Annotated in this window: 24 protein-coding genes; 2 read left to right on the top strand and 22 right to left on the bottom strand. The window is 66.9% G+C overall.

Translation table 11 applies throughout. The features are described from left to right. The 22 genes from VEA80_RS00830 to fliQ form a co-directional block, all read right to left on the bottom strand. Entirely contained in the window at positions 1-783 is a 783-nt protein-coding gene (locus tag VEA80_RS00830; protein WP_325058783.1) for a FliM/FliN family flagellar motor switch protein, read from the bottom strand. Beyond that, complete coding sequence (locus VEA80_RS00825; protein WP_325058782.1) at positions 783-1913, bottom strand: flagellar hook-basal body complex protein; 1131 nt, start codon at positions 1911-1913, stop codon at positions 783-785. Before VEA80_RS00825 ends, VEA80_RS00830 begins: the two co-directional genes overlap by 1 nt. Before the next feature lie 3 nt (positions 1914-1916). Beyond that, positions 1917-2369, bottom strand: a complete 453-nt coding sequence (locus VEA80_RS00820) for a flagellar hook capping FlgD N-terminal domain-containing protein (RefSeq protein ID WP_325058781.1) — start codon at positions 2367-2369, stop codon at positions 1917-1919. Continuing rightward, positions 2362-3012 (bottom strand): hypothetical protein, encoded by a 651-nt coding sequence (locus VEA80_RS00815; protein ID WP_325058780.1) that lies wholly within the window; start codon positions 3010-3012, stop codon positions 2362-2364. Before VEA80_RS00815 ends, VEA80_RS00820 begins: the two co-directional genes overlap by 8 nt. A 41-nt stretch (positions 3013-3053) precedes the next feature. Then, positions 3054-3500 (bottom strand): hypothetical protein, encoded by a 447-nt coding sequence (locus VEA80_RS00810; RefSeq protein ID WP_325058779.1) that lies wholly within the window; start codon positions 3498-3500, stop codon positions 3054-3056. Continuing rightward, positions 3493-4815, bottom strand: coding sequence for a FliI/YscN family ATPase (locus VEA80_RS00805; RefSeq protein WP_325058778.1), 1323 nt, complete (start codon positions 4813-4815; stop codon positions 3493-3495). Before VEA80_RS00805 ends, VEA80_RS00810 begins: the two co-directional genes overlap by 8 nt. Next, complete coding sequence (locus VEA80_RS00800; protein ID WP_325058777.1) at positions 4812-5465, bottom strand: hypothetical protein; 654 nt, start codon at positions 5463-5465, stop codon at positions 4812-4814. Before VEA80_RS00800 ends, VEA80_RS00805 begins: the two co-directional genes overlap by 4 nt. Beyond that, complete coding sequence (locus tag VEA80_RS00795) at positions 5462-5755, bottom strand: hypothetical protein (protein ID WP_325058776.1); 294 nt, start codon at positions 5753-5755, stop codon at positions 5462-5464. Before VEA80_RS00795 ends, VEA80_RS00800 begins: the two co-directional genes overlap by 4 nt. Then, the gene (gene fliF, locus VEA80_RS00790; RefSeq protein ID WP_325058775.1) at positions 5745-6950 is read right to left on the bottom strand and encodes a flagellar basal-body MS-ring/collar protein FliF; all 1206 of its coding nucleotides are present in this window, start codon (positions 6948-6950) and stop codon (positions 5745-5747) included. The genes VEA80_RS00795 and fliF overlap by 11 nt, the downstream gene beginning before the upstream one ends. A 3-nt stretch (positions 6951-6953) precedes the next feature. Further along, the gene (gene fliE / locus VEA80_RS00785; protein WP_325058774.1) at positions 6954-7274 is read right to left on the bottom strand and encodes a flagellar hook-basal body complex protein FliE; all 321 of its coding nucleotides are present in this window, start codon (positions 7272-7274) and stop codon (positions 6954-6956) included. Further along, positions 7271-7696, bottom strand: coding sequence for a flagellar basal body rod protein FlgC (gene flgC / locus VEA80_RS00780; protein ID WP_325058773.1), 426 nt, complete (start codon positions 7694-7696; stop codon positions 7271-7273). Before flgC ends, fliE begins: the two co-directional genes overlap by 4 nt. A gap of 2 nt (positions 7697-7698) precedes the next feature. Further along, a complete protein-coding gene (locus VEA80_RS00775; protein ID WP_325058772.1) occupies positions 7699-8034 on the bottom strand; it encodes a hypothetical protein in 336 nt (111 codons plus the stop codon). Between the two features lie 14 nt (positions 8035-8048). Continuing rightward, the gene (locus VEA80_RS00770) at positions 8049-9164 is read right to left on the bottom strand and encodes a flagellar basal body P-ring protein FlgI (protein ID WP_325058771.1); all 1116 of its coding nucleotides are present in this window, start codon (positions 9162-9164) and stop codon (positions 8049-8051) included. Then, entirely contained in the window at positions 9161-9736 is a 576-nt protein-coding gene (locus tag VEA80_RS00765; RefSeq protein ID WP_325058770.1) for a flagellar basal body L-ring protein FlgH, read from the bottom strand. Before VEA80_RS00765 ends, VEA80_RS00770 begins: the two co-directional genes overlap by 4 nt. Continuing rightward, a complete protein-coding gene (locus tag VEA80_RS00760; protein WP_325058769.1) occupies positions 9733-10410 on the bottom strand; it encodes a hypothetical protein in 678 nt (225 codons plus the stop codon). The genes VEA80_RS00765 and VEA80_RS00760 overlap by 4 nt, the downstream gene beginning before the upstream one ends. Positions 10411-10417: 7 nt before the next feature. Continuing rightward, positions 10418-11185, bottom strand: a complete 768-nt coding sequence (locus tag VEA80_RS00755; protein WP_325058768.1) for a flagellar hook basal-body protein — start codon at positions 11183-11185, stop codon at positions 10418-10420. Then, positions 11182-11886 (bottom strand): flagellar hook basal-body protein, encoded by a 705-nt coding sequence (locus VEA80_RS00750; RefSeq protein WP_325058767.1) that lies wholly within the window; start codon positions 11884-11886, stop codon positions 11182-11184. The genes VEA80_RS00755 and VEA80_RS00750 overlap by 4 nt, the downstream gene beginning before the upstream one ends. A gap of 85 nt (positions 11887-11971) precedes the next feature. Continuing rightward, on the bottom strand, positions 11972-13096 hold the full coding sequence (locus VEA80_RS00745; RefSeq protein ID WP_325058766.1) for a tetratricopeptide repeat protein: 1125 nt from the start codon (positions 13094-13096) through the stop codon (positions 11972-11974). After that, positions 13080-15185, bottom strand: a complete 2106-nt coding sequence (locus VEA80_RS00740) for a flagellar biosynthesis protein FlhA (protein WP_325058765.1) — start codon at positions 15183-15185, stop codon at positions 13080-13082. The genes VEA80_RS00745 and VEA80_RS00740 overlap by 17 nt, the downstream gene beginning before the upstream one ends. Continuing rightward, complete coding sequence (locus VEA80_RS00735) at positions 15172-16254, bottom strand: EscU/YscU/HrcU family type III secretion system export apparatus switch protein (protein ID WP_325058764.1); 1083 nt, start codon at positions 16252-16254, stop codon at positions 15172-15174. Before VEA80_RS00735 ends, VEA80_RS00740 begins: the two co-directional genes overlap by 14 nt. A gap of 1 nt (position 16255) precedes the next feature. Beyond that, positions 16256-17014: a flagellar biosynthetic protein FliR gene (locus VEA80_RS00730; protein ID WP_325058763.1), complete on the bottom strand. Its 759-nt coding sequence runs from the start codon at positions 17012-17014 to the stop codon at positions 16256-16258. Continuing rightward, the gene (gene fliQ / locus VEA80_RS00725) at positions 17011-17280 is read right to left on the bottom strand and encodes a flagellar biosynthesis protein FliQ (RefSeq protein ID WP_325058762.1); all 270 of its coding nucleotides are present in this window, start codon (positions 17278-17280) and stop codon (positions 17011-17013) included. The genes VEA80_RS00730 and fliQ overlap by 4 nt, the downstream gene beginning before the upstream one ends. Before the next feature lie 832 nt (positions 17281-18112). Here fliQ and VEA80_RS00720 point away from each other — a divergent pair. Together VEA80_RS00720 and VEA80_RS00715 are read left to right on the top strand one after the other, a co-directional pair. Then, positions 18113-18736, top strand: a complete 624-nt coding sequence (locus VEA80_RS00720) for a helix-turn-helix domain-containing protein (RefSeq protein WP_325058761.1) — start codon at positions 18113-18115, stop codon at positions 18734-18736. Next, positions 18733-20025: a glycosyltransferase gene (locus VEA80_RS00715; RefSeq protein WP_325058760.1), complete on the top strand. Its 1293-nt coding sequence runs from the start codon at positions 18733-18735 to the stop codon at positions 20023-20025. Before VEA80_RS00720 ends, VEA80_RS00715 begins: the two co-directional genes overlap by 4 nt. The last annotated feature ends 2 nt before the right edge of the window (positions 20026-20027 follow it).

Here is a 20027-nt window from a genome sequence, read left to right as displayed (position 1 = left end):
TCAAATGCTCATCTGTTGGGGCGCCAAGCGCAGCGCGAGACGCGAGCCGTCCTGGCGCAGTTCGCATCCGGGATCGTCCTTGACCTCGCCATTGAGGGTGAGCGCCAGCACGTCGTCCTGCCCTTTGTCGAGGAGGACGACGTCGCCGACGCCGAGCGAGCAGAGCTCGGAAAGGGCCATCCGGCCTCTGCCGATCATGACGCCGAGGCGAATGGGCTGATTGAGCAGCGCTTCCGCCCGGGGCCGCGGCGAGCGCGGCGCGACGCGGGGCCCGATGGCGTGGAGCCGTGTGCGCAAGGCGCATGCGCGGGTGAGATAAAGCTGGAGCAGGTTGGTTGCGGCGCCGATGCTGAGAACGAAGCCGAGATCGTCCGCGTCCGGGCGATAGCCCTCTCGCTTGCGCAGATCGGGAGCAACGGCGAAGACCCGGGCCGCCTCAGCGGCGAAGTCGTGCGCCGCGGCGAGAGCCAGGTTTTCGAAAAGTTGCTGGTCGGCGGGCCTGTGCGTGCGTCCGCCTGTTTCCAATCCGAGCATCCAGCCGGCGAGAGTTGCGTGCGCCCGCGGGTCGAGGGCGAGCACGACGCCGGGCTCTTTGGTCTCCCACACGGCCGCGCCGATCGGCGGGCCTGCCGCCCGTCCCGCCTCGCAGCGGCGCACATCCACCGGACGCTCGCCGCCGAACCAACGCTGCGCCCAGGCGCGGGCGCCGCTGCTTGCGATAGCCGCGAGCGTGTCGTCGAACAGCGCTTGCGCAGGCGCCCAGATTTGGGCGTGTGAGTTCATCACTGGCCTCGGATGCCGAACAATTGCTGGATCATATCGTTCGAAACCGAGATGACTTGCGATGACGCCTGGTAGCCGCGCTGGACCAGGATGAGCTCGCCAAATTCGCGTGAGAGATCGACATTGGACGATTCAAGCCGTCCCGAGACGACTTTGCCGACGCTCGCATTCGCGCTGGTCAGAAACTGGCGTCCATTGGCGCCATCGTAGCTGAACAGCCCGCGGCTTTGCGCCTGCAGAGCCTGAGGATCGGTGAAGCTCGCGATCGTGACCGCGCCCAGCGTCACCTTCTCCTCGTTCGAATAGACAATCTCGAACTCTCCGTCGTCATTGACGCCCATCGCCGCGATCTCGCCGCCGCCATAGCCGTTCGCGTCCGAAACCCGCAGCGTCGAGACCTCGCCGGAGGAGAACGATGTCGCGGCGGAGAAGTCGAGTTCGATCGTTTCATCGCCTTCGCCGAATGTGAGCTTGGAGGCGGCGGGATCGGCGATGCTGCCGATGAAGCGAAGCGTCCGGCTGCCGACCTCGGCGCCAGCGCCGTTCACGACCTTCACCGTCCATTCGCCGGCCGGCGAGGTCTCGCTGCGGGCGAACTTGATCTGCCAGGTGTCGGACTGACCGTCCGCCGAGAACACCTTCACGTTCGAGAGATTGAACGAAGTGGCCGAGGACGACAGGTTGTCTGAAAACGTGATCTGGCTCGTCGCTTGTGGGGGCGAGGTCCTGTGGCCGGCGATCGAAAGCGTCGTCGGCGCCCCGGAGCTGTCCAGCACCGTGAGCTTGTAGTCGGTGCCCGCCAGCACGATGTCGCCATCGGCGTTGACCTCGAAACTGCCCGTGCGCGTGAAAACGTGCTCGGCGTCCTTCAGCAGCACCAGGAAACCGCCGCCGTCGATGGCGAGATCGAGGTCGCGATCGGTCTGACGGAGTTCGCCCTGGGTGAAGTCGATCCGCCCTTCGCTCATGGCGACGCCTTGGCCGCCGCCGCCGCCGAACAGATTGACGAAACCGAGATCGCTCGCCTTGTAGCCGGTCGAATTGATGTTGGTGATGTTGTTGCTGATCTGGCGCAGGCCTCTGGAGAACGCGTTCATGCCGCTGAGGCCGATGAAGATTGAACCGAGCATGCTTTAATCCTCCACTGCAATGCGGGTGACGCTGGAAAGCGCGACGCCGGAGATGGTGCGTCCGTCTGAGGTCTCGATCGTCAGTCTGGGATCGCCGGTCAGGAATGAGATCGCCTGCACCCGGCCCGAGATCGTCGCCGATCCGGCTGGAATATCGACAATGCGCCCGAGCACGCCGGTCGCCTGGTTCGCGGCTTGCGCCTGCAGCAGACCCAGGATCCGTTCACTCATGGTCTGGGTCTGCTGGATTTGCGAGAATTGCGCGAGCTGAGAGACGAACTCGAAATTCTCCATCGGCTTCAAAGGGTCCTGATAGGTGAGCTGGGTGAGGACGATCTGCAGCAAGTCTTCGAAGTTCATGCCGAAGGCGTCGGCCGCGCTGGTCGCGGTTGAGCCCGCGCCATCGGGCGGATCGCCGAGCGCGCGCACAGCGGCAATGGAGTCGATCTCAGCCATGTCTTTGCGCTCCCGTCGCATCCAAGATTTCGCCGTTCAAACTGAGTTCGCCGCTGCGGCCGTGGCTGGAGATCAGAGCCGACACGGCGCTGCGGAGCCGCGCGCGCTCAAGCGCGTCGAGGGCCGGCGCGCGTACGCTGACGCGCAGGCCGGTCTCGGCGGCCGCGACGGCCACGAAAACGGCGCTCGCCTGCTGATTTTGGCGCAGGAATTCTGTTCGCGCCGCGCTCCGTGGCCGGACCTCGGAAGAACTGGCGTTGCTTGGCGGACGGCGCATGGCCGCGGGGCGCTCGGCCGGCGCCGGCGGCGCTTCGGGCGCGGGGCTCCGGCTCTGCTCGACGATCTTGCGTGGGGCGCTGACGTTCGGCGCAACCCGGCGGATGGGCGGGGAGAAGGCGGAGGCGCTCGCTTCCATCCGATTGGAATGAGCTGTCGTGGACGTGGCGGGATCGGGAGGCGCCGGCGGCAGTTGGCTGAGGCGCGCGAGCGGGGACGCCGGCGCCTCTGCGCAGCGCGCGGCTTCGCCGCGGCCGAACAGCCCCGTTGCGTCGAATTGAACTGCGCCCGCCGCCGCCGCGGCAAGAGCCGCTTGAAACGGAAGGCCCGCGAACGCCGCGTTTGGCGACGTTGGCTCATCCGCCATCCGCGGCGCATGCGAGGGCGGGAGCGAAGCATCGCCAACCCTCATGGCCGCGGCGTCCGATTGGCGAACAGGAGTTCGAGTTCCGACAGCTCGCGCTCCTCGGCGCGGCGCGCGAGCTTGCGCTTGAGCCTACGGGCGGCCCGCTGATTGCCATTAAGCCTAGCGCCGCTGAGGGCGAGCGCATCGCGCGCGCGTTCGGCGCCAAGCTCCGCCTCCGACAGCGCGCTCTCGGCCGCGGCCCTTTCGCGCTCACGCCGGTCGAAGGCTTGCGCGTAGAGGCGCACGCGCATCGGATCGATACCCAACCTCATGTCGGCGCGCCAATCGGCGAGCAGAGTTTGCCCCGCCTGTGCTGCCGCCTCCGCGTCGCGGCGCCGGGCGGCGGCGCTTTCGCGCGCCTGCGCGAAGCTGCGCTCGCCCACGCGCCGCTCGGCCTCCTGAACCCGCAAGAGATGGCGCATCTGAGCAAGGCGCGCCCGTTCACGCATGGCGGCCCCCCGCGCTTGCTTGGACGAGCTGAGCGATCGTGTCGGCAAGCGGGCTGCGTTCGCCGCCGCGTTGGCGGAGGAAGCGCATGATGGCGTCGCGCGCGGCGACGGCCTCATCGATGCGCGCGCTCGCGCCGGGTTTATGAATGCCGCTTTCGACCAGCACGCGCGCTTCTTCGTAGGCGGAAAGCAGGTGCAGGAGCCGCCCTGCCGCCGCGCCGTGCTCATGCGACATAAGCGCGTGCGAGTGGCGCGATACGCTGCGCAACACGTCGATGGCTGGATAGTGACTTTGCTCGGCGAGCTGGCGCGAGAGCACGATATGGCCATCGAGCAGAGATTTCATCAATTCCGTTATGGGGTCGTCGACGTCATCGGTTTCGGACAAAACGGTCATGACGGCGGTGATCGCTCCGCCGGCGGCCGCTGCGCCGCAGCGCTCGACGATGCGCGGCAGCGCCGCGAACACGTTGGGCGTATAGGCGCGCAATGTCGGCGGGGCGCCCGCGGCCAGGCCGATTTCCCGCAGCGCCATCGCAAAGCGCGTCGCGCTGTCGACGATGAGAAGGACGTGCTCACCGCGGTCGCGCCAATATTCGGCGAGCGCCAGGGCCTGATGAACCGCGCGGGCGCGGAGCGGGGCGCTTTTGTCCGAGGTGGCGGCGACGCAGGCGTAGCGGGCCTTGTCGGTGCGCGCGGCGACGGTGCGCCAGATCGACTCCACTTCGCGTCCGCGTTCGCCGACGAGGCAGAGCACGCAGCGGTCGCAATCGACGCCGAACGCCAGTTCGCTCATCAATGTCGTCTTGCCGACGCCGGCGGCGGCGAAGAGGCCGACGCGTTGGCCCCGTCCGAGCGTCAGCAGCGCGTCGATCGCCCGCACCCCGGTCTCGATCGCGCGGACCGGCGCCGTCCGTTCGAGCGGCGCCAGAACGCGTCCCTGCAGCGGCGCCCAAGTGTGGGCGAGAATGGGCGGACCGTGATCGATCGGCGTTCCCATCGCGTCCACCGCGCGGCCGGCGAACTCCTCGCCAACTGGCGCTTTCGCCTGAATGGGACGGGCGAGCACGCGCGCGTTGGGAGCGATCGCCCGCGCCTGCTCCAGCGGTACGAGCACGACGCGGTCGCGACCGATCGCTGCGACTTCGGCGAGCAGGGGGCCGTCCGCGCTTTCGATCTCGCAGGTGTCGCCGACACAGCTGAGCGGGCCGCGCGACTCGACATGGCCGGGAGCGACGGCCTCGACAAAACCGACGCGCTTGGCCGCGCGTAGCTGACCGAGAGCGCGCACGTAACGGTGGGGTTCGCCGTTCATGCCTGTCGCGCCATTTCATGAAGCTGGCGCTGGAGCGCGCTCCAGTAGGCCGGCAGGTCGATTTCGATTTCGCCCAGGCAGAGCTCGATACGGCAATGCCCGGACGCCAGCACCTTATCGCGGACGATCGACACCGAAGGATGCCGCGCGGCGATGGCGGCGAGCGCTTCATCGTCGTCGAAGTCGGCGCCGCTGACGACGGCTCTCACGACAGAGCCGGACCGCAGGGCGGCGAGTTCTCGCGCCAAGGCGCTCTCAATCAACCGCCTATAATGCCCAGTGGGCGAGAGGATCGGGGCGAGCGCGGCCTCGCAGAGCGCCGGCGCCAATCTTTCGAGTCCATCGATCGCAGCGGTGAGCGAAAGCGCGGCTTGCTCCAGGGCCCGTTCCAGGGTCGCGAGCGCCTCGCTCTGATCGCGTACGTACGCGGCTTCGGCCTCCCGCCGGGCGTGCTCTCGCGCGGCGGCGATCTCCTCGCCATGACGCCGCCGCAGATCTGCGACCGTTTGCTCGAGCGCTTCGATCCGCTCTTGCTCGAGCGAGCGGATCGGCTCGGCCGTCTCATGCTCCACCTCCGTGAGCGAGCGCCATCGCGGGGTCTGAACATTTGAATCGCTCAAGCCCTCGCCGCGGCGTATGAGGGCGCTCATGGCCTGCGCTCCGCCAGGATGAGCGTGCGCAAGGTCTCGCGCACGCGTGGCGCGGCGGACTGGGCGCCGCGGTCGCTCATGAGATATTCGAGCCGCTTGCGCAAAGACGGCGAGTAGGGCGAAAGGTCGGCGCGCGGCGCGGGCGCCAGCCGGGGCTCACGCGCCTTTTCGTCCAGCCTTCTGAGCTGAACCTTCAGCGCCGCGCGCGCGGCCTGCGGCAGTCTCGTCTCGATCGCGCGCCGGTCGGCGGCGGCGAGGGCGAGATAGGCGCGGAGCGCTTCAGCGTCCATCGAGCGCTCCGGCGGTGTCGAGCGAAGCGGCGAGGCGCTCAGCGATCTGGCGGTGCTCTTCGAACGTGAGCCGGGGCCTCGACATGCGCCGCCAGATCAGCAAGCCGGCGACGCAGGCGGCGAGCGCGAGCGCCGCTGCGATCATCGCCACGAGCGACGGCCATGCGGGCGCGGGCGCGCGCGCTTGAACGCTTTCCCCGGCGCCGGCGACCGTTTGCCCGGCCGGCGCCGGCGCATAGGCGTCTGGCGCGAGCGGCTCGACCCTGAACGCCAGCAGCTGACGCGACGAGCCATCGATCAGACCGGCGCCTTCAAAGCGGGCGCGCACGCGCGCGCGTTCTTCGACGGTCAGTGAGCTTTCCGTGGCGATCGTGATCAGGCGCGATCCGGCGCCGGCGGCGTCCGCCTCGACGCCGCCTTCCAGAGCCGGCGGCAAGTCCTCGATGCGGACGTCGAAACGTCGATTGGGAATCGCAATCCGGATGAGCTCGCTCACATGATCGGGCGAAAGCCCGGCGGACGCTGGATTTGCGCCCTGCGCCTGAACGAGAGCGATGCGCGCGCTTATGAGTTCGCCGCGCGCGTTGAGCACGACGACATCGCTCGCGGCGAGGTCGGGCACGGCGGCGGCCACCAGCCGCTGCACGCCCTCGACTCGCTCGCCGCTCGCCGGTTCGCCCGCTTGCATGACCAGGGTGACGGCGGCTTCGGCGTTGCGCCGTTCGCCGCGGAAGAGCGTGCGCTCGGGCATCGAAATATGAACGCGCGCCTCGGCGACGCCTTGCATCATCATGATGGTGCGGGCGAGTTCGCCCTGCATGGCGCGCTGATAGCGGATCTTCTGGGCGAAATCGGTGAGACCCATGTCGCTCTGGTTGAAGATCTCGAAGCCGTCCGGACCGCCTGCCGGACCTGCCGATCCGGAGAGACGAAGGCGCAGCGCGTCCGTTTCGCCCGCCGGCGTCAGGATGTCCGCGCCTCCCGCGGCGAGGCGATAGCTTACCCCTTCCGCCTCCAGCGCCGTGACGATCGCGGCCGCCTGAGCTGGCCTTAAGCCGCTATAGAGCACGGCATAGTCCTGGCGCAGCGCCAGCACGTACCAGCCGATCAGCGCCGCCAGCAGGACCGAAAAAACAAGCGCGATCGTGCGCGGCGAAATCCTGGGCGGATTTTCAGAGGGTGCGTCGTCACTCATCGCCTAGAGCTGCATGTTCATGATTTCACGATAGGACTCGATCACGCGCGTGCGCACTTCGAGCGCCAGCTCGACGGCGATGCGCGCTTGCTCGAGCGCGATCGTCACTTCGTGAATGGGAATCGTGTCGTCGACGACGAAAGCGCGCACCATCGCGTCGGCATGGGCCACGCGCGCGTCGAGCTGCGCCGTCGCCGCTTGCAGCACGTCGGCGAAGCTTTCGCCGTCCACGGCCGTCGGGCCTGGCATCGGGGGCAGCGCGTGCGAGGTTTCGCCCGCCGGCTGGCCCGCGCCGGCCGCGCTTGCGGTTTCGATCGGGTTCATGATTGGCGTCCGATATCGAGCGCGCGGGCGTACATGTCCTGCGCGATCGAGATCGCCGCGAGATTGGCCTCATAAGCGCGCGAGGCGCGGATCATCAGCGTCATCTCGGCGCTGTGGTCGATAGCGGGATAGCTGACGAAGCCGTGCTCGTCGGCGTGCGGGTGTCCGGGTTCGAAGCTCCGCCGCGCCGGTTCGCCGATCGCCTCGACGCCCAGAACTTCGACCCCGCGCGGGGTAAGCTGGACGCCGGCTTCAAGCATGGCGCTGAAGCTGAGCGCCGGGCCGCTGAGCAGACGCTGCGGCAGGTAGACGCCGCCATCGGCTGTCCGCGTCGTATTGAGATTGGCCAGATTCTGGGCGCTGATCTCCAGCCGGCGCCATTCGACGTCGAGCGCCGATTTGCTGATCTCGACAGCGTTCATGGTCATCTTCCTCCGGTCACCACGGCGCGATGCAGCGCCATTTGCCGACCCATGATGTCGATCAGCGCCCGATAGCGCGCCGCCGTCTGAGAGGCGGTCGCGAGCTCGAGGTCGAGCCGCATGCCCTCGGGTTCCGCCGCTGCGACCGCGCGCGGCGCCACCGCGTTGATGGCATCGACGCCGCGGCCGGCCGCACGCGCGAGTTCCTGCTCGAACTCCACGCGGATCGGCGCGTAATCGGGGGTATTGGCGTTGGCGATGTTCTGCGCCGTGAACTGAAAGCGCCTGTTGAGGCCTTCGAGGGCCTTTTGGATGAGGGCGGCGGAGACGGGATCCATCTGGCGAGCGGCTCCTATTGAACGATGATGTCGGCGTGAAGAGCCCCGGCGGCGCGCACCGCCTGCAGGATCGAGATGATGCGGCGCGTGTCGACGCCGGCGCGGGAAAGGCCCTGCACCAGGTCCGCGACGCTCGAACTCGGAAAGCGGACGACGATGTCGTCGCCGCCGCGATCGACCTCGAGCGCCGTATTGGTGATGACGAGACTGCGGAGCTCGGATGCGAAGCCGTAAAGAAAGCCGGGGTGCGATGCAGTCTGCTCGGAGGTGATGGTGACGCGAATGTCGCCTTGAGAGACGACGACGCTGGAGATCATGACGTCGCCGCCGGCGACGACCGTGCCCGAGCGCTCGTTGATCACGACGCGCTGCAGGCGATCGGGTTCGATGCGCAGGTTTTCCAGCGTCGCCACGAAAGGCGCGAGTTCGCCGCTGGTCGGATCGAAGGCGATGCGGACTTCGTCGGCGTTGACAGCGCTCGCGAGCGGGCGGCCGAAATGAGCGTTGATCGCCTCGGCGATCCGCGACGACGTCGTGAAGCTGGGTTCAAACAGCAAAAAGCCGAGCCGCCCATCGGCGCCGACAAGATGTGAATTGACCGGCCGTTCTATCGTGGCGCCGCCCTCGATCCGCGCCGTGGTCGGATAATTGCGCTGGTTCAGATTGAGTTGGCTGCTGAAACTGTCGCCGCCGGCCACGAGGCTGCCCTGTGCAAGGGCGTAGGGCTGCCCGTCCGGGCCCAAGAGCGGGGTCATGAGCAGCACGCCGCCGGCGAGACTTCTTGCGTCGCCGGTGGAGCTCACCGTCACCGAGATGCGGTCGCCGACATTGGCCGAAGCGGGGAGCGCGGCCATGACGACGACGACCGCGGCGTTGCGGCTGTTAATGTCCTCTTCGCTGACGACAGCGCCCAGTCGGCCGTAGACATTGGCCAAGGCCTGGCGAGTCACAGCGCTTCGCGGTGAATCGCCCGAGCCGGACAGGCCGACGACGACGCCATAGCCGACGAGCGCGTTCTCACGCCAGCCCTCGAGCCGCCCCAGCGCCTTGAGGGCGGTTTCCTGAGCAAATGCGCAGGGCGGCGCGGCCCAAGCGGCGATGAAAAGAAGCGCGAGCCAGAGCCGTCTCATCCGCCGAGTCCCAGCAGGCTGAACAGGCGATGGATCAGGTTGGGTCTGGCGTTGCGCGAGACAAAGCCCCTGCCGCCATAAGCGATTTCCGCTTCGGCGATGCGAGTGGAGAGCACTTCGTTGCCGGCGCCGATGTCGTCGGGCCGGACCAGGCCGCGCACCCGCACAGTGGAGGTTTCGCCATTGATGGTGACGAGCTGCTCGCCTTCAATGCGCAGATCGCCGTTCTCTTCGACCGCCCGCACAACCGCGCTCATGCGAGTCACGAAACTTTCGCTGCGGCGAACTTCGCCCTCGCCCGAGTAAGCGCCGTCGAGCGAGAGCGCCCCGCGCTCGTCAAGATCGCCGCCCGCGATCCGCCCATCGAACGAGCGCCGCGTGCGCGAGCTGCTCTGCGCCGCGTTTCGCGCCTCGGCCGCCTGATAGATGACGACGGTCAAGATATCGCCGACGCGCTGGGCGCTGCGGTCGCCCGCGAGCGAAGCAAACTCGCTCCCGGCGTAGAGATCCTCCGCGCCGGCGGCGCCGCTGGCGAGGAGAGCGCAGATGAATGCGAGCGCCCGGTTGGTCATGGCGCGGGATTGGACGCTGGATAGTCGACGCTGAACACGGCCCCGTCTTCGGCGCGCACAAAAAGGCGATCGCCGGCTCGCCCGGCTTGCGCCGCGCGCACGCTGCGTTCGATCGTGACGGGCCCGGCGCGCACGATGACCGTCATCGGCGCGCCTTCGGTCGTGGCGGGGCCGGCCCCGGGCAGAAGCGGGCCGAGATAGGCGCCTTCCGAGAGCGGCGCATCGGCGCTGAGGACGCCGTTCACCCGGTCATAGCGGACCGGCGCCGGCGCGACAGTTTCGCATATCGCGGACGAAGTGTCGGCGGCCGTGATCGGCTCGCCAGCCGCGATGGCGCGGCTTGCCCGCAGGCAATGTCGCTCAAGCTCCGATCGTCGCGGCGGGACATGAAACGCGATGGTGCGGCCCATATCCCCTTCAATCACTCCGATGGCGGGGACGCGCCGGCGCACGAGCGCCGCCACCGTCTCGCCGCTGAGCGCGATGCGTTGCCGGCCCGCGCGCGGCGCGGCGAGCACGAGAGCGCCAACCTCCTCGCGGCGCTCCTCCGGGACGCATTCGAGCGAAGCCGCGTCGCGAAGGCGTATCGCCCGCTCATCCAGCGTGACCTCGTCAGCGGCCGTCAGCGCACACGCGCCGGCTGCGACAGCGAAGAGGAATGACGCGCCGCCCATTGCTCGCCTACTTCCGCAGACCGTTGGCGATCGCCATGAGCTGATCTGCGGCTTGCACCACCTGGGCGTTGGCGGCATAGGCGCGCTGGACGATCATGAGGCGCACCATTTCCTGGTTAAGATCGACATTGGAGCGTTCGACCGCGCCTTGCATGAACACGGCGTTTGCCCCTTCGCCCGGTACGATATCCTCTGTCCGCGCGTCGTCGCGCATTCGATAGACGCCGCCATCGAGACGCTCGAGGCCCGCGGCAGGGGCGTCCACCAGCGGAATGCGCCCGAGTTCGACTTCCGCGCCGTCCTCGCCGACGATGGCCCGGACGACGCCCTCGGCGCTGATCGAGAGCGCTGTCGCGGTCTCGGGAATTTCGATCGAAGCGCGCAGCGCAAGACCGCCTGCAGTCGCCAACAGACCGTCTTCCTGAACTGAGAGCGCGCCGCCGCGCCAGAGCATGGATTGGCCGCGTGGGCCCATGAGTTCGATGAACCCGCGGCCCGATAACGCGATGTCGAGCGGCCGGCCGGTCGTCTCGATCTCTCCCTGTTCGTCGAGCGCGAGCGAAACCGAGGCGACGATCCCCGACAAAGGCGGGGACGCGCCGAGATCGGCGCGCGGCGCGGCGGCGAGGGCGCTGCTCGACAGAACTTCCGAAAAGCGCACCTCCGAGCGCTTGAAGCCCGGCGTATGGATATTGGCGATGTTGCTCGCTCCGGCGTCGAGCGCGCGCTGCTGTGCGAGGAGCGCCATGCCTGAGATCTCGTAGGCGCCGTTCATCGCGACCCTCGTCCAAAGGTTGAAATGGATTGTCCTATCAACGTGTCGTAGGCTTGAACTATGCGCGCTCCCGCTTCGGCCGCTCGCACCGCGCTCATCATGTCAAGCATCTCCTTGGCCATATCGACGTTGGCGCTCTCCAGCATGCCCTGGCGCAGCTCTTCGGCGTCGCTCAGCCGCATCGCGCCGTCGGGCGACTCAAACAGGGCGCCGCTCGATCTGCGCAGCAGCGTTGGCTCGCCGGGCTCGAAAAGCGCGATACGGTCGATCGGGCGGCCGGCCTCAAGCACGACGCCATCGGCGAGAATCTCGATCGGCCCGGCGCCGATGACGATATCGCGCCCGCTGACGGATTGGAGCGCCAAACCCTGGGCGTCGACGATGCGGCCGTCGGCGTCGCGCTCGAACGCGCCGGAACGGGTGAAGTAAATCCGCTCGCCTACGCGAACTTGAAAAAAGGCGCCGCCGGTCAAGGCGAGGTCGAGCGGGCGTCCGGTGAGGCGCAGAGCCCCTTGCGCGAAGTCTGTCGCCGCGTAAGTCGACGCTGCGGCGCCGCCAGCGGCGTCGGCGAGGCGCACATCGAACGCCGCGCTTCTCTTGAAGCCCGGAGTGGAAACGTTTGCGACGTTTCGGGAGACGGCGTCGAGACGCCGTTGCGACGCCGACAACATAATCTCGCCAAGTTCGAGCAGCCCCTGCATCGATCGTCCCCCGCATTAACGCTAGTTGCGTCGGCGAACGCTCGCGAAGGCTTTCTCTCAGCGCGTGAAGCATGGAACTCTTTTCTCACGCGAAGAGTCCTTGCTTGGCGAGAGATTGTGCGATGGTCTTTCCGCTCGCGTCGATAGGGGTGTGCAGCGCCCGTTCTATGATGGCTTGTGCGACATCGGCATTGCCGCGCGCCTGCTGCAGAAGGGCGCGCGCGAGCGCGCCGGAAAAGCAATGACGGTCGAGCCTCAACGAGATGTCGGTGCGCCGCTTGGCCTCTTCGACGTCGCCTTCGATCGCCGCCACAACGCCCAGGGAGCCGTGACTCTCCGCAAACGTGTCATCGATCGAGAGCGCATGTTCGAAATGGCGCCGCGCGTTCGCGTATTCGCCGGCGATCAGCCTCGCCCAGCCGGCGGCGAGCCAGCTGCCGAGATGATCCTCGAACAGAGTCGCGCCCCGTTCGATCTGCCGCGCCGCTTCGAGCGGGGCGCCGGAGAGGAGCGCGGTCAAACCTATGCCGATGAGCGCTCGCGGCGCATTGGGATTGCCCGAAAGCGCCTTTTCGAAATGGGCGCGGGCGAGGTCGGCGCGATCTTCGCCAAGCGCGATCGTGCCGAGCGTTGTCTGGGCGTCGGAGAGTTCGCCGCCCTGGGCCGCGCAAGCGGCGGCGAGCTCCAAGTCCTCGACGTCGACGGCGAGGACTGAAACCGAGGCCATCAACCCAGGATGTCCAGGATGGGTCTCGATGTGGACCTTCGCTCGCGCCAGCGCCGCGTCGAACTGGCGCAATTCATGCAGCAATTGCACCTCGAGCATGGCCGCTTGCGGCAACGCGGCGGCGAGATCGGGGCTGATGAGGCCCAGCGCCTCTTCGAACCTTTTCGTCATCGCCAGCGACCAGGCGAGATTGAACCGGATGGCCGGTTCGTCCGGTCGCTCGCGCGCCAATTCGCCGAACGCTTCAGCGGCCGACGCGAAATCGCCCATTCCCATCGCCGCCAGGCCTTCGAGCGAGCGTGCGCGCGCGTCGAGCGGTCCGGCTTGACGCAGCCGCGTCAGCAGATCGGCCGCAACGGGGAATGCCCGCGCCGCCAGCGCCGCCTCGGTCGTTTCCAGCACGAGCGCCGTATTGGCGGGGTCGGCTGTGAGATAGGATTGGAGCCTTGCGAGCCGTGCCGTCGGATCATCGGAAGGCGGCATCATCATACTCCTTGGCGGTTTGGCGCGGCGCCGGCGTCTGCATTTCCCGGCCCGGCTCCGCATCGTCCAGCCGGATGACGGCATGTGAACGCAGATCGATGCTGGCCGGTATCTCGCCGGTGCCCAGCACCGAAAGCTTCGGGATCGTTCTGCGGGTCATCGCCCTCAGCTGACGGCGAATTTCGCCGCCGCAAAGCAGCACCGGCTCGCGTCCCTGACGCATCATTTCATTGGCCCCGCCAGCGAGCTTGCGCAGCAGGCGTTCGGCGAGGCGCGGATCGAGCGCGAGCGCATCGCGCCTGGCGCTTGCCGCGACAGCGGCGGTGATCTGATTTTCCAGTCGCGGATCGAGGCTGAGAACGGCGAGATCGCGATGGCGGTCGCGCAGCGTGTTGCAGATCGAATGGCTAAGGCGCTGGCGCAGCAGTTCGGTCAGCTGACCGGGATCGCGTTCGGCGCGGGCGAGATCGACCAGGTGCTCGATGATGAGATCGATCGAGCCGATCGAAACCGATTCGCCGATCAGATTTTGCAGCACGCGCTGGAGATCGGAGAGCGCCAGCGGCTGGGGAATGAGCTCCTCAACCAGTCCGGGTTGACGCTGGCGCACGTCCTCGATCAGTCTCACCACCGCCGCGCGCGTCAACAGAGCCGGCGCCTCGCTGCGCACCACTTCGCCCAGATGGGTGATGAAGACGGTGGTGGGATCGACGAGGGTGTAGCCCGCTTCCCGCGCTTCTTCGCAGCGTGCTTGCTCGATCCAGAGCGCCGGCAAGCCGAAGGCGGGGTCGAAGGTCTCGGCGCCTTCCAGCTTTCGCCGGCTCGCGTCGCTGCGTATGGCGAGCATCTGCGAGGGGCGGGTCTCTCCGCCTGCGAAGCGCGCGCCGAACAATCGGATCTCGTATTCGAATGGGCCGATCCGGCTGTCATCTATGAGCGAGAGGGCTGGGAATGCGACCCCAAGGAGCCGTTCCTGCGCCTCGCGGAGCGCGTTGATCCGGTCCATGATCATGGCTTTCGCGCCGGACCATTCGTTCGCGAGCTTGGGACCGAGCGCGACCACAAGAACATTGGGCGCGCTCGTTCCGGCCCCGCCAGAGCTGGTCTCAGCGTTCTCGTCCGGAGCGTCCTTTTTGCGCCTCCGCGCCTGCCGCCAGGTCAAGTAAGCAAGCGCGGTCACAAGCAGGATCGGCCATTTCGGCATGCCCGGAAGCAGCATCAGCAGGACGAGCAGTCCAGCGACGATGATCGGAATGCGCGGCGCCGAAGACAGCTGTTGAAACACTTCGGTGCTCAACTGGCGGTCGGCCGACGATCGCGTGACGATGATGCCGGTCGCGGTGGAGATGATCAGCGCGGGCAGCTGCGTAGCGATCCCGTCGCCGATCGTCAGCAGCGTGAAGTGCGCCAGCGCTTCGTCCCACGCCATTCCCATCTGGGCCATGCCGATGATCCAGCCGGCGATGATGTCTATGAGCAGGATGATGACGCCGGCAATGGCGTCGCCTTTGACGAACTTGCTGGCGCCGTCCATGGCCCCGTAGAATGCGGCTTCCTTCTCAAGTGCGGCGCGCCGGCGCACGGCCTCTTTCTGATCGATGAGGCCCATATTGAGGTCGGCGTCGATCGACATCTGCTGGCCGGGCATCGAATCCAGCGTAAACCGCGCCGCGACCTCGGAGACGCGCTGCGCGCCCGAGGTGACGACGACGTATTGCACCACAACGAGGATGAAGAACACGACCAGACCGACGACGAAATTGCCCCCGACCGCGTAACTGCCGATCGAGCCAATCACCTCGCCCGCTTCGGCATTGGTCAGGATGAGACGGGTCGCGGCAATGTTGAGCGCCAGCCGCAGCAGCGTGGAGATTAGCAGCAAGGACGGGAAGGTCGAAAACTCGACCGGTTTGGCCACGTGCAGCGTCAGCAGCAGGATGGTGAGGCTGAGACCGAAATTGATCAGAAGCGCAAGGTCGAGCAGCAGCGGCGGGATCGGAGAAAACAGCACGATCAAAATGAGCACGACCCCGCCGATCAGGGCGAACTCACGACCGTCGCGGATGAGAAGCGCGTTAAGCTTGCCCATGCGCGCCGGCCTCCATGCCTTGGCGGCGCGCGAGCTCAAGATAGAGTTCGGCAATGTCGCGATAGAGATGGGCGGGGGCCTCATCGCCCGCCCCGCAGCTCTTGAACAAAGCGCGCGCGAGCGTCGGGACCCTAAACACGGGCAGGGATAACTCACGCGCCCGCTGCTTCAGCATTTGCGCGAAATGATTGCGGCCCTTTGCGACAATGTGCGGCGCGGCCATCTTGCTGGCGTCATAAGCGAGCGCGACGGCGTAGTGATCGGGATTGACGATGACGAGATCGGCGCCCGGAAGATCGCCAAAGCCGCGGGTTTGGCGGGCGAACTCGGCGTGGAGTTGCTTGCGCCGCTGCTTGAGGCGTGGCTCGCCTTCGCGTTCCTTGTGTTCGCGCGTCAGTTCGCTGCGGCTCATGCGCATCTGTTTGCGAAATTCGCCGCGCGCAAGAACCTGGTCGAGCGCGGCAAAGACCAAAGCCAAAAGCGTGAAGGCGAAGACGAGCCGTCCCCCGTATTCCTCGAGCGCCTGCGCGAGCGAGGGCGCTCCTGTCACGGATAGCGCGCGCGCGTCGAAGGCCTGGGCAATGAGAAAGAGCGCGGCGCCGCCATAGAGCGTGAGTTTGACGACATTCTTGAGCGTCTCTTTCAGCATGCGCAGCGAAAAAAGCCGCTTTATGCCCTTGGCGGGATTGAGCCGAGCAAAATCGGGCTTGAGCGGATGGGCTGTGAAGACGATGCCGCCAACTTGGACGATCTCCATCAGCGCAACCAGCACGACGAGAGTGGCGCCGAGAATGGCGAGCGGCTGTAGCACGGGCGCGGCCATCGCCGCCGCCATGGCCAGAGCGTCGGCGGGGCTCGCGGCGGCTGCGTTCAGCAGGGTTCGACGCATGGCGGCGGCGAGGCCGCCGATCAGCGGCTCGCCCAAGAAGCTGACGTAAAGGGCAAAGGCCGCGATGGCGGAAAAGAACCCAAGATCTGCGCCGCGGGCGACGGCGCCTTTGCGGCGGGCGCGGTTGAGCTTGAACGGCGTCGCTTCTTCCGTCTTGTTCTGCTCGGCCCCGTCCTGCACCTCAGAGCAGCTCCGGAACGGCGTCGATCGCAAGGCGTACGATGCGCAGGAAAAGCGCGCCCGAGAACGCGAACACGAACGGCAGCGTCGCCAAGAGGGCGATCGTCTTCACTTGGAAGCCCAGCACGAGCATGTTCATTTGCGGCAGCGTCCGCGACATGAACGCGATGGTGAGATCGACCAGGAAGAGCGTCAAAAACACTGCGCCTGCGAGCCCCATCGCCAGCACGAAAATGGATTTGACGTAGCCGAGCAATCCGCCAAGACTGGTCGGGCCGGTCAAGCTGCCCGGAGGGGCCGCCTCGATCGACTGCGACCAGATGGCGACGAGATCGGCGGGACCGTCTGTTGCGAAGAAAACCGCTCCGGCGGCGTAGATGAATAAGCTCCCGACCAACGGCATTTGCGTGCGAAAAGTAGGGTCTGCGACTTGGGCGAGTCCAAAGCCCACCTGAATGTCGAGGGCTCGTCCTGCGGTCAGCAGAGCCGCGAACGCGAGCTGAAGGGCCAGCGCCGTGGACAGGCCGAACATAAGCTCGCCTGCAGCGACTGAGACAAGCGCTTCGTCCGTGACGACGCCGATCCTGTCAGCGTGTGCGACGGCCATCCAAAATCCGAGCGCCAGAGCCAAGAGCAGGCGAACGACGGCGGGCGTTTTTGTCAGCGTGATTGGCGGTGCGAACGCGAACACAGGCGCGATACGCAGGCTGATCAGCAGCGTGGCGATGAGTTGATCGGCGAATCCGGACGCGATCGTCATTCGGCGAGCGTCGGTATGGTTTGATAGAGCGTGGTCGCAAACTGGGTCATCTTTCCCAGCATCCAGCCGCCCAGCACCATGATTAAGACGGCCGCGGCCACAAGCTTCGGCACGTAGCTCAGCGTGATCTCTTGAATCTGAGTCGCCACCTGCAGGACGCTGATGATGAGCCCGACGAGCAAGGTCGCGCCGAGTATGGGCGCGCCTATGATCAAAGCGGTCCACACCATCTCATTCAGAAAGAAGAGCGCCCGGTCGGCCCCCATCCGTCCCCCACCAGCAAGTTCCCGTCCGAAGTGCATGCGAGGGGAAACCCACGGTCAATGCGACTCGCTTTTGGGGACGGGCCGGTAAGCTCGATGCGTTTGTCAGGAGGAGGGGTTTCGCGTCTGACGCGCGAAGAGCGCCGCGATGCGCCTCACACGTAAGCTGCGCCGAAGCGGCCGATGCGGCGTCGATCAGGATGGGCGCGAACACGTGGAGGCCAAGGCGCCGGCAAGTTCTTCGCCAAAACAAAGCAAGAGTGTAGGGCGAGGGTGTGGGACAAGCTAACGCAACGCATGCCGGCGCACGGCGCCAAAATTCGAAACCGAAGCGCAAAGAGGCGCCCCGAGTGCACGCTGGCCAACTCGCACGACAATTTGCAGTCGCGCTCAGCGAGCGCCGGACGGAAGGAGCCTCTCATCTGGTATGAAGGCGCGAACACGTCAGCTCCAAACTGGCTGATTGTCGATCGTCAGGGCCCGATCATAGCAAGACGGACGCAACCGGCGCCGCGACCACCCACACCTACGACACATATGGGCGCCCGCGCGAAATGGGCCGGCCCGCGCCTCCGCTGAACGGGCCAGACCGCTCGGATTAGCCCGGTCGGGACGTGACGTCGAACCCATACACGCCTGCGCCGTTGACGCCGCGGGCGGAAGCGACCAGCCGCTCATCTGACGCGCCGGAAGCGTGAGGAGCCAGAGCGCCGCCGTGAACGCACGTCTCAGAACAATTGATCTTTGTCGCACGTGTAATCCACGCTACGAATTAATGTAAGCGCGGCTAAAACGAATTCTTGAATGCGGCAGATTTCATGATAGTGATGGTGTCATGAAATCCAGCGCCGCCCCTAAGCGCGCCTATCGTCTCGGCGCCCGCGCCCGCGCCGCCGAACAGACGGCAGAGCGGATCATCGCCGCGTTTCGCCGCCGCATCGCGCTCGATTGGTATGACGTGATCACGCTGGAGGAGATCGCGCTCGAAGCGGGCGTTACGGTGGCGACCATCATCCGCCGCTTTGGCGGCAAGGAGCGCCTGCTGGAGACGGCGTGGGACCGCTTCAACCAGGAAATCACCGCCCGGCGCACGGTTGCGCCTGGCGACCTCGACGGCGCGGTGCGCGTCATCGTCGACGACTACGAAGCCGTGGGCGATGTCATCATGCGCGCGCTGATGCAGGAAGAGCGCATCGCGGCGTTGAAGCGCGTCAATGACCGCGGCCGCGCCTTCCACCGCGCCTGGATTGAACAAAGCTTTGCCCCATGGCTCGGCGAGCTGAGCGCGGCCGCGCGCCGCCAGCGCGTCGACGCGCTTGTCGCCGCCACTGACCTCTACACCTGGAAACTCGTGCGCCGTGACATGGGCCGCTCGCCGCAGCACGTGCGCACCCTCATGCGCCAATTGTTGAACGGCGCGCTCGGCCTCGCCGGCGCGCGCAGCGGAGAGACGCCATGAACGCGCCCAGATCTTTTTTGCTCGCCACTTGGGAAGGCGGGGGATCGGTCCCGCCAGTGCTCGACCTCGCGCGGCGCCTGGCCGAGCGCGGTCACCATGTGCGCGTCATGAGCGATGCGTGCAATCGTCCGGAAAGCGAAGCCGCGGGCGCGCGTTTCATTGCTTGGACGCGCGCGCCAAGCAAGCCGCAGCGTTCGCGCGAGTTCGACACCTGGGACGACTGGAGTCAAGCCAATCCCGCCGAAGGCTTCGCCAACCTGATGCAAAATGTGCTCGTCGGCCCCGCGCTGGCGTTCGCCCAGGATCTCAGCGAGGAGTTGCGGCGCGAGCCGGCCGACCTCGTCGTCTCCTCCGAAATGCTGTTCGGCGTGCATATGGGCTGCGAAGCGCTGGGCCAGCGCCACGTGCTGCTCGGCGTCAACATTCCGCTCTTTCCGCTGCCCGGCTTCATTCCGCTGGGGCCGGGGTTGAAACCGGCGCGCACGGTTGCGGAGCGCGCTCTTCACGCCGAGGCGGCGGCGATGAACGAGGCCATGCTCGCGGCGAGCCTTCCTGAGCTCAATGCCGCACGCGCGGCTTTGAACCTCGCGCCGATCGCGCGCATGCTCGATCAGCATGGCGCCGCCGACGCCCAATTCATCGCGACCGCCCGCGCCTTTGATTTTGCCCCGGCGACGCTCCCGGCGAAGATCTGTTATGTCGGGCCGCTCCTCGGCGAACCCGCTTGGGCCGGCGTCTGGCGCTCGCCCTACGCCGCCGGCGATCGCCGCCCCCTCGCGCTCGTTTCCTTCAGCACGACGTTTCAGAACCATGCCGGCGTATTGCAGAGGGTGATCGATGCAATCGCGACGCTGCCGATGAAGGCGGTGGTGACGCTTGGCGGTTCGATCGGGGCGGAGGAATTGCGCGTCGCTGATAACGTTCAGCTGCTGGCGAGCGCCCCGCACAGCGCCGTGCTCAGCGACGCTGCTATCGCAGTGACGCATGGCGGGCATGGCACCGTGATGAAGGCGCTGGCCGCGGGCAAGCCGCTGATCATCCTGCCGCACGGGCGCGATCAGGAGGATAACGCCGTGCGCGTCACCGAGCGCGGCGCCGGACTGCGCCTCGATCGGGACGCCGATACTGAAGCAATCCGCGCCGCGCTCTCGAAGCTCCTGCTCGAGCCCGCCTACGCTCACGCGGCTGAGGCCCTCGGCGCGGCGATCCGGCGCGAGATCGAGACCTCGCCCTTGCTGGCAAAGCTCGAGGCGCTTGCCTCGACGGGCGAGCGCGTCCTCTGCCGCTAGCG

This window comes from Vitreimonas sp., from assembly GCF_035627415.1.
Lineage (GTDB): Bacteria > Pseudomonadota > Alphaproteobacteria > Caulobacterales > Aquidulcibacteraceae > Vitreimonas.
The sequence above is the reverse complement of the archived record's forward strand: the minus strand, read 5'-3'. Positions and strand labels throughout refer to the sequence as shown.

What these genes read in the sequence shown, in the direction of transcription:
- VEA80_RS00830 (WP_325058783.1), bottom strand. Translation starts at nt 783, where the DNA reads ATGAACTCACACGCCCAAATCTGGGCGCCTGCGCAAGCGCTGTTCGAC.
- VEA80_RS00825 (WP_325058782.1), bottom strand. Translation starts at nt 1,913, where the DNA reads ATGCTCGGTTCAATCTTCATCGGCCTCAGCGGCATGAACGCGTTCTCC.
- VEA80_RS00820 (WP_325058781.1), bottom strand. Translation starts at nt 2,369, where the DNA reads ATGGCTGAGATCGACTCCATTGCCGCTGTGCGCGCGCTCGGCGATCCG.
- VEA80_RS00815 (WP_325058780.1), bottom strand. Translation starts at nt 3,012, where the DNA reads ATGGCGGATGAGCCAACGTCGCCAAACGCGGCGTTCGCGGGCCTTCCG.
- VEA80_RS00810 (WP_325058779.1), bottom strand. Translation starts at nt 3,500, where the DNA reads ATGCGTGAACGGGCGCGCCTTGCTCAGATGCGCCATCTCTTGCGGGTT.
- VEA80_RS00805 (WP_325058778.1), bottom strand. Translation starts at nt 4,815, where the DNA reads ATGAACGGCGAACCCCACCGTTACGTGCGCGCTCTCGGTCAGCTACGC.
- VEA80_RS00800 (WP_325058777.1), bottom strand. Translation starts at nt 5,465, where the DNA reads ATGAGCGCCCTCATACGCCGCGGCGAGGGCTTGAGCGATTCAAATGTT.
- VEA80_RS00795 (WP_325058776.1), bottom strand. Translation starts at nt 5,755, where the DNA reads ATGGACGCTGAAGCGCTCCGCGCCTATCTCGCCCTCGCCGCCGCCGAC.
- fliF (WP_325058775.1), bottom strand. Translation starts at nt 6,950, where the DNA reads ATGAGTGACGACGCACCCTCTGAAAATCCGCCCAGGATTTCGCCGCGC.
- fliE (WP_325058774.1), bottom strand. Translation starts at nt 7,274, where the DNA reads ATGAACCCGATCGAAACCGCAAGCGCGGCCGGCGCGGGCCAGCCGGCG.
- flgC (WP_325058773.1), bottom strand. Translation starts at nt 7,696, where the DNA reads ATGAACGCTGTCGAGATCAGCAAATCGGCGCTCGACGTCGAATGGCGC.
- VEA80_RS00775 (WP_325058772.1), bottom strand. Translation starts at nt 8,034, where the DNA reads ATGGATCCCGTCTCCGCCGCCCTCATCCAAAAGGCCCTCGAAGGCCTC.
- VEA80_RS00770 (WP_325058771.1), bottom strand. Translation starts at nt 9,164, where the DNA reads ATGAGACGGCTCTGGCTCGCGCTTCTTTTCATCGCCGCTTGGGCCGCG.
- VEA80_RS00765 (WP_325058770.1), bottom strand. Translation starts at nt 9,736, where the DNA reads ATGACCAACCGGGCGCTCGCATTCATCTGCGCTCTCCTCGCCAGCGGC.
- VEA80_RS00760 (WP_325058769.1), bottom strand. Translation starts at nt 10,410, where the DNA reads ATGGGCGGCGCGTCATTCCTCTTCGCTGTCGCAGCCGGCGCGTGTGCG.
- VEA80_RS00755 (WP_325058768.1), bottom strand. Translation starts at nt 11,185, where the DNA reads ATGAACGGCGCCTACGAGATCTCAGGCATGGCGCTCCTCGCACAGCAG.
- VEA80_RS00750 (WP_325058767.1), bottom strand. Translation starts at nt 11,886, where the DNA reads ATGCAGGGGCTGCTCGAACTTGGCGAGATTATGTTGTCGGCGTCGCAA.
- VEA80_RS00745 (WP_325058766.1), bottom strand. Translation starts at nt 13,096, where the DNA reads ATGCCGCCTTCCGATGATCCGACGGCACGGCTCGCAAGGCTCCAATCC.
- VEA80_RS00740 (WP_325058765.1), bottom strand. Translation starts at nt 15,185, where the DNA reads ATGGGCAAGCTTAACGCGCTTCTCATCCGCGACGGTCGTGAGTTCGCC.
- VEA80_RS00730 (WP_325058763.1), bottom strand. Translation starts at nt 17,014, where the DNA reads ATGACGATCGCGTCCGGATTCGCCGATCAACTCATCGCCACGCTGCTG.
- fliQ (WP_325058762.1), bottom strand. Translation starts at nt 17,280, where the DNA reads ATGGGGGCCGACCGGGCGCTCTTCTTTCTGAATGAGATGGTGTGGACC.
- VEA80_RS00720 (WP_325058761.1), top strand. Translation starts at nt 18,113, where the DNA reads ATGAAATCCAGCGCCGCCCCTAAGCGCGCCTATCGTCTCGGCGCCCGC.
- VEA80_RS00715 (WP_325058760.1), top strand. Translation starts at nt 18,733, where the DNA reads ATGAACGCGCCCAGATCTTTTTTGCTCGCCACTTGGGAAGGCGGGGGA.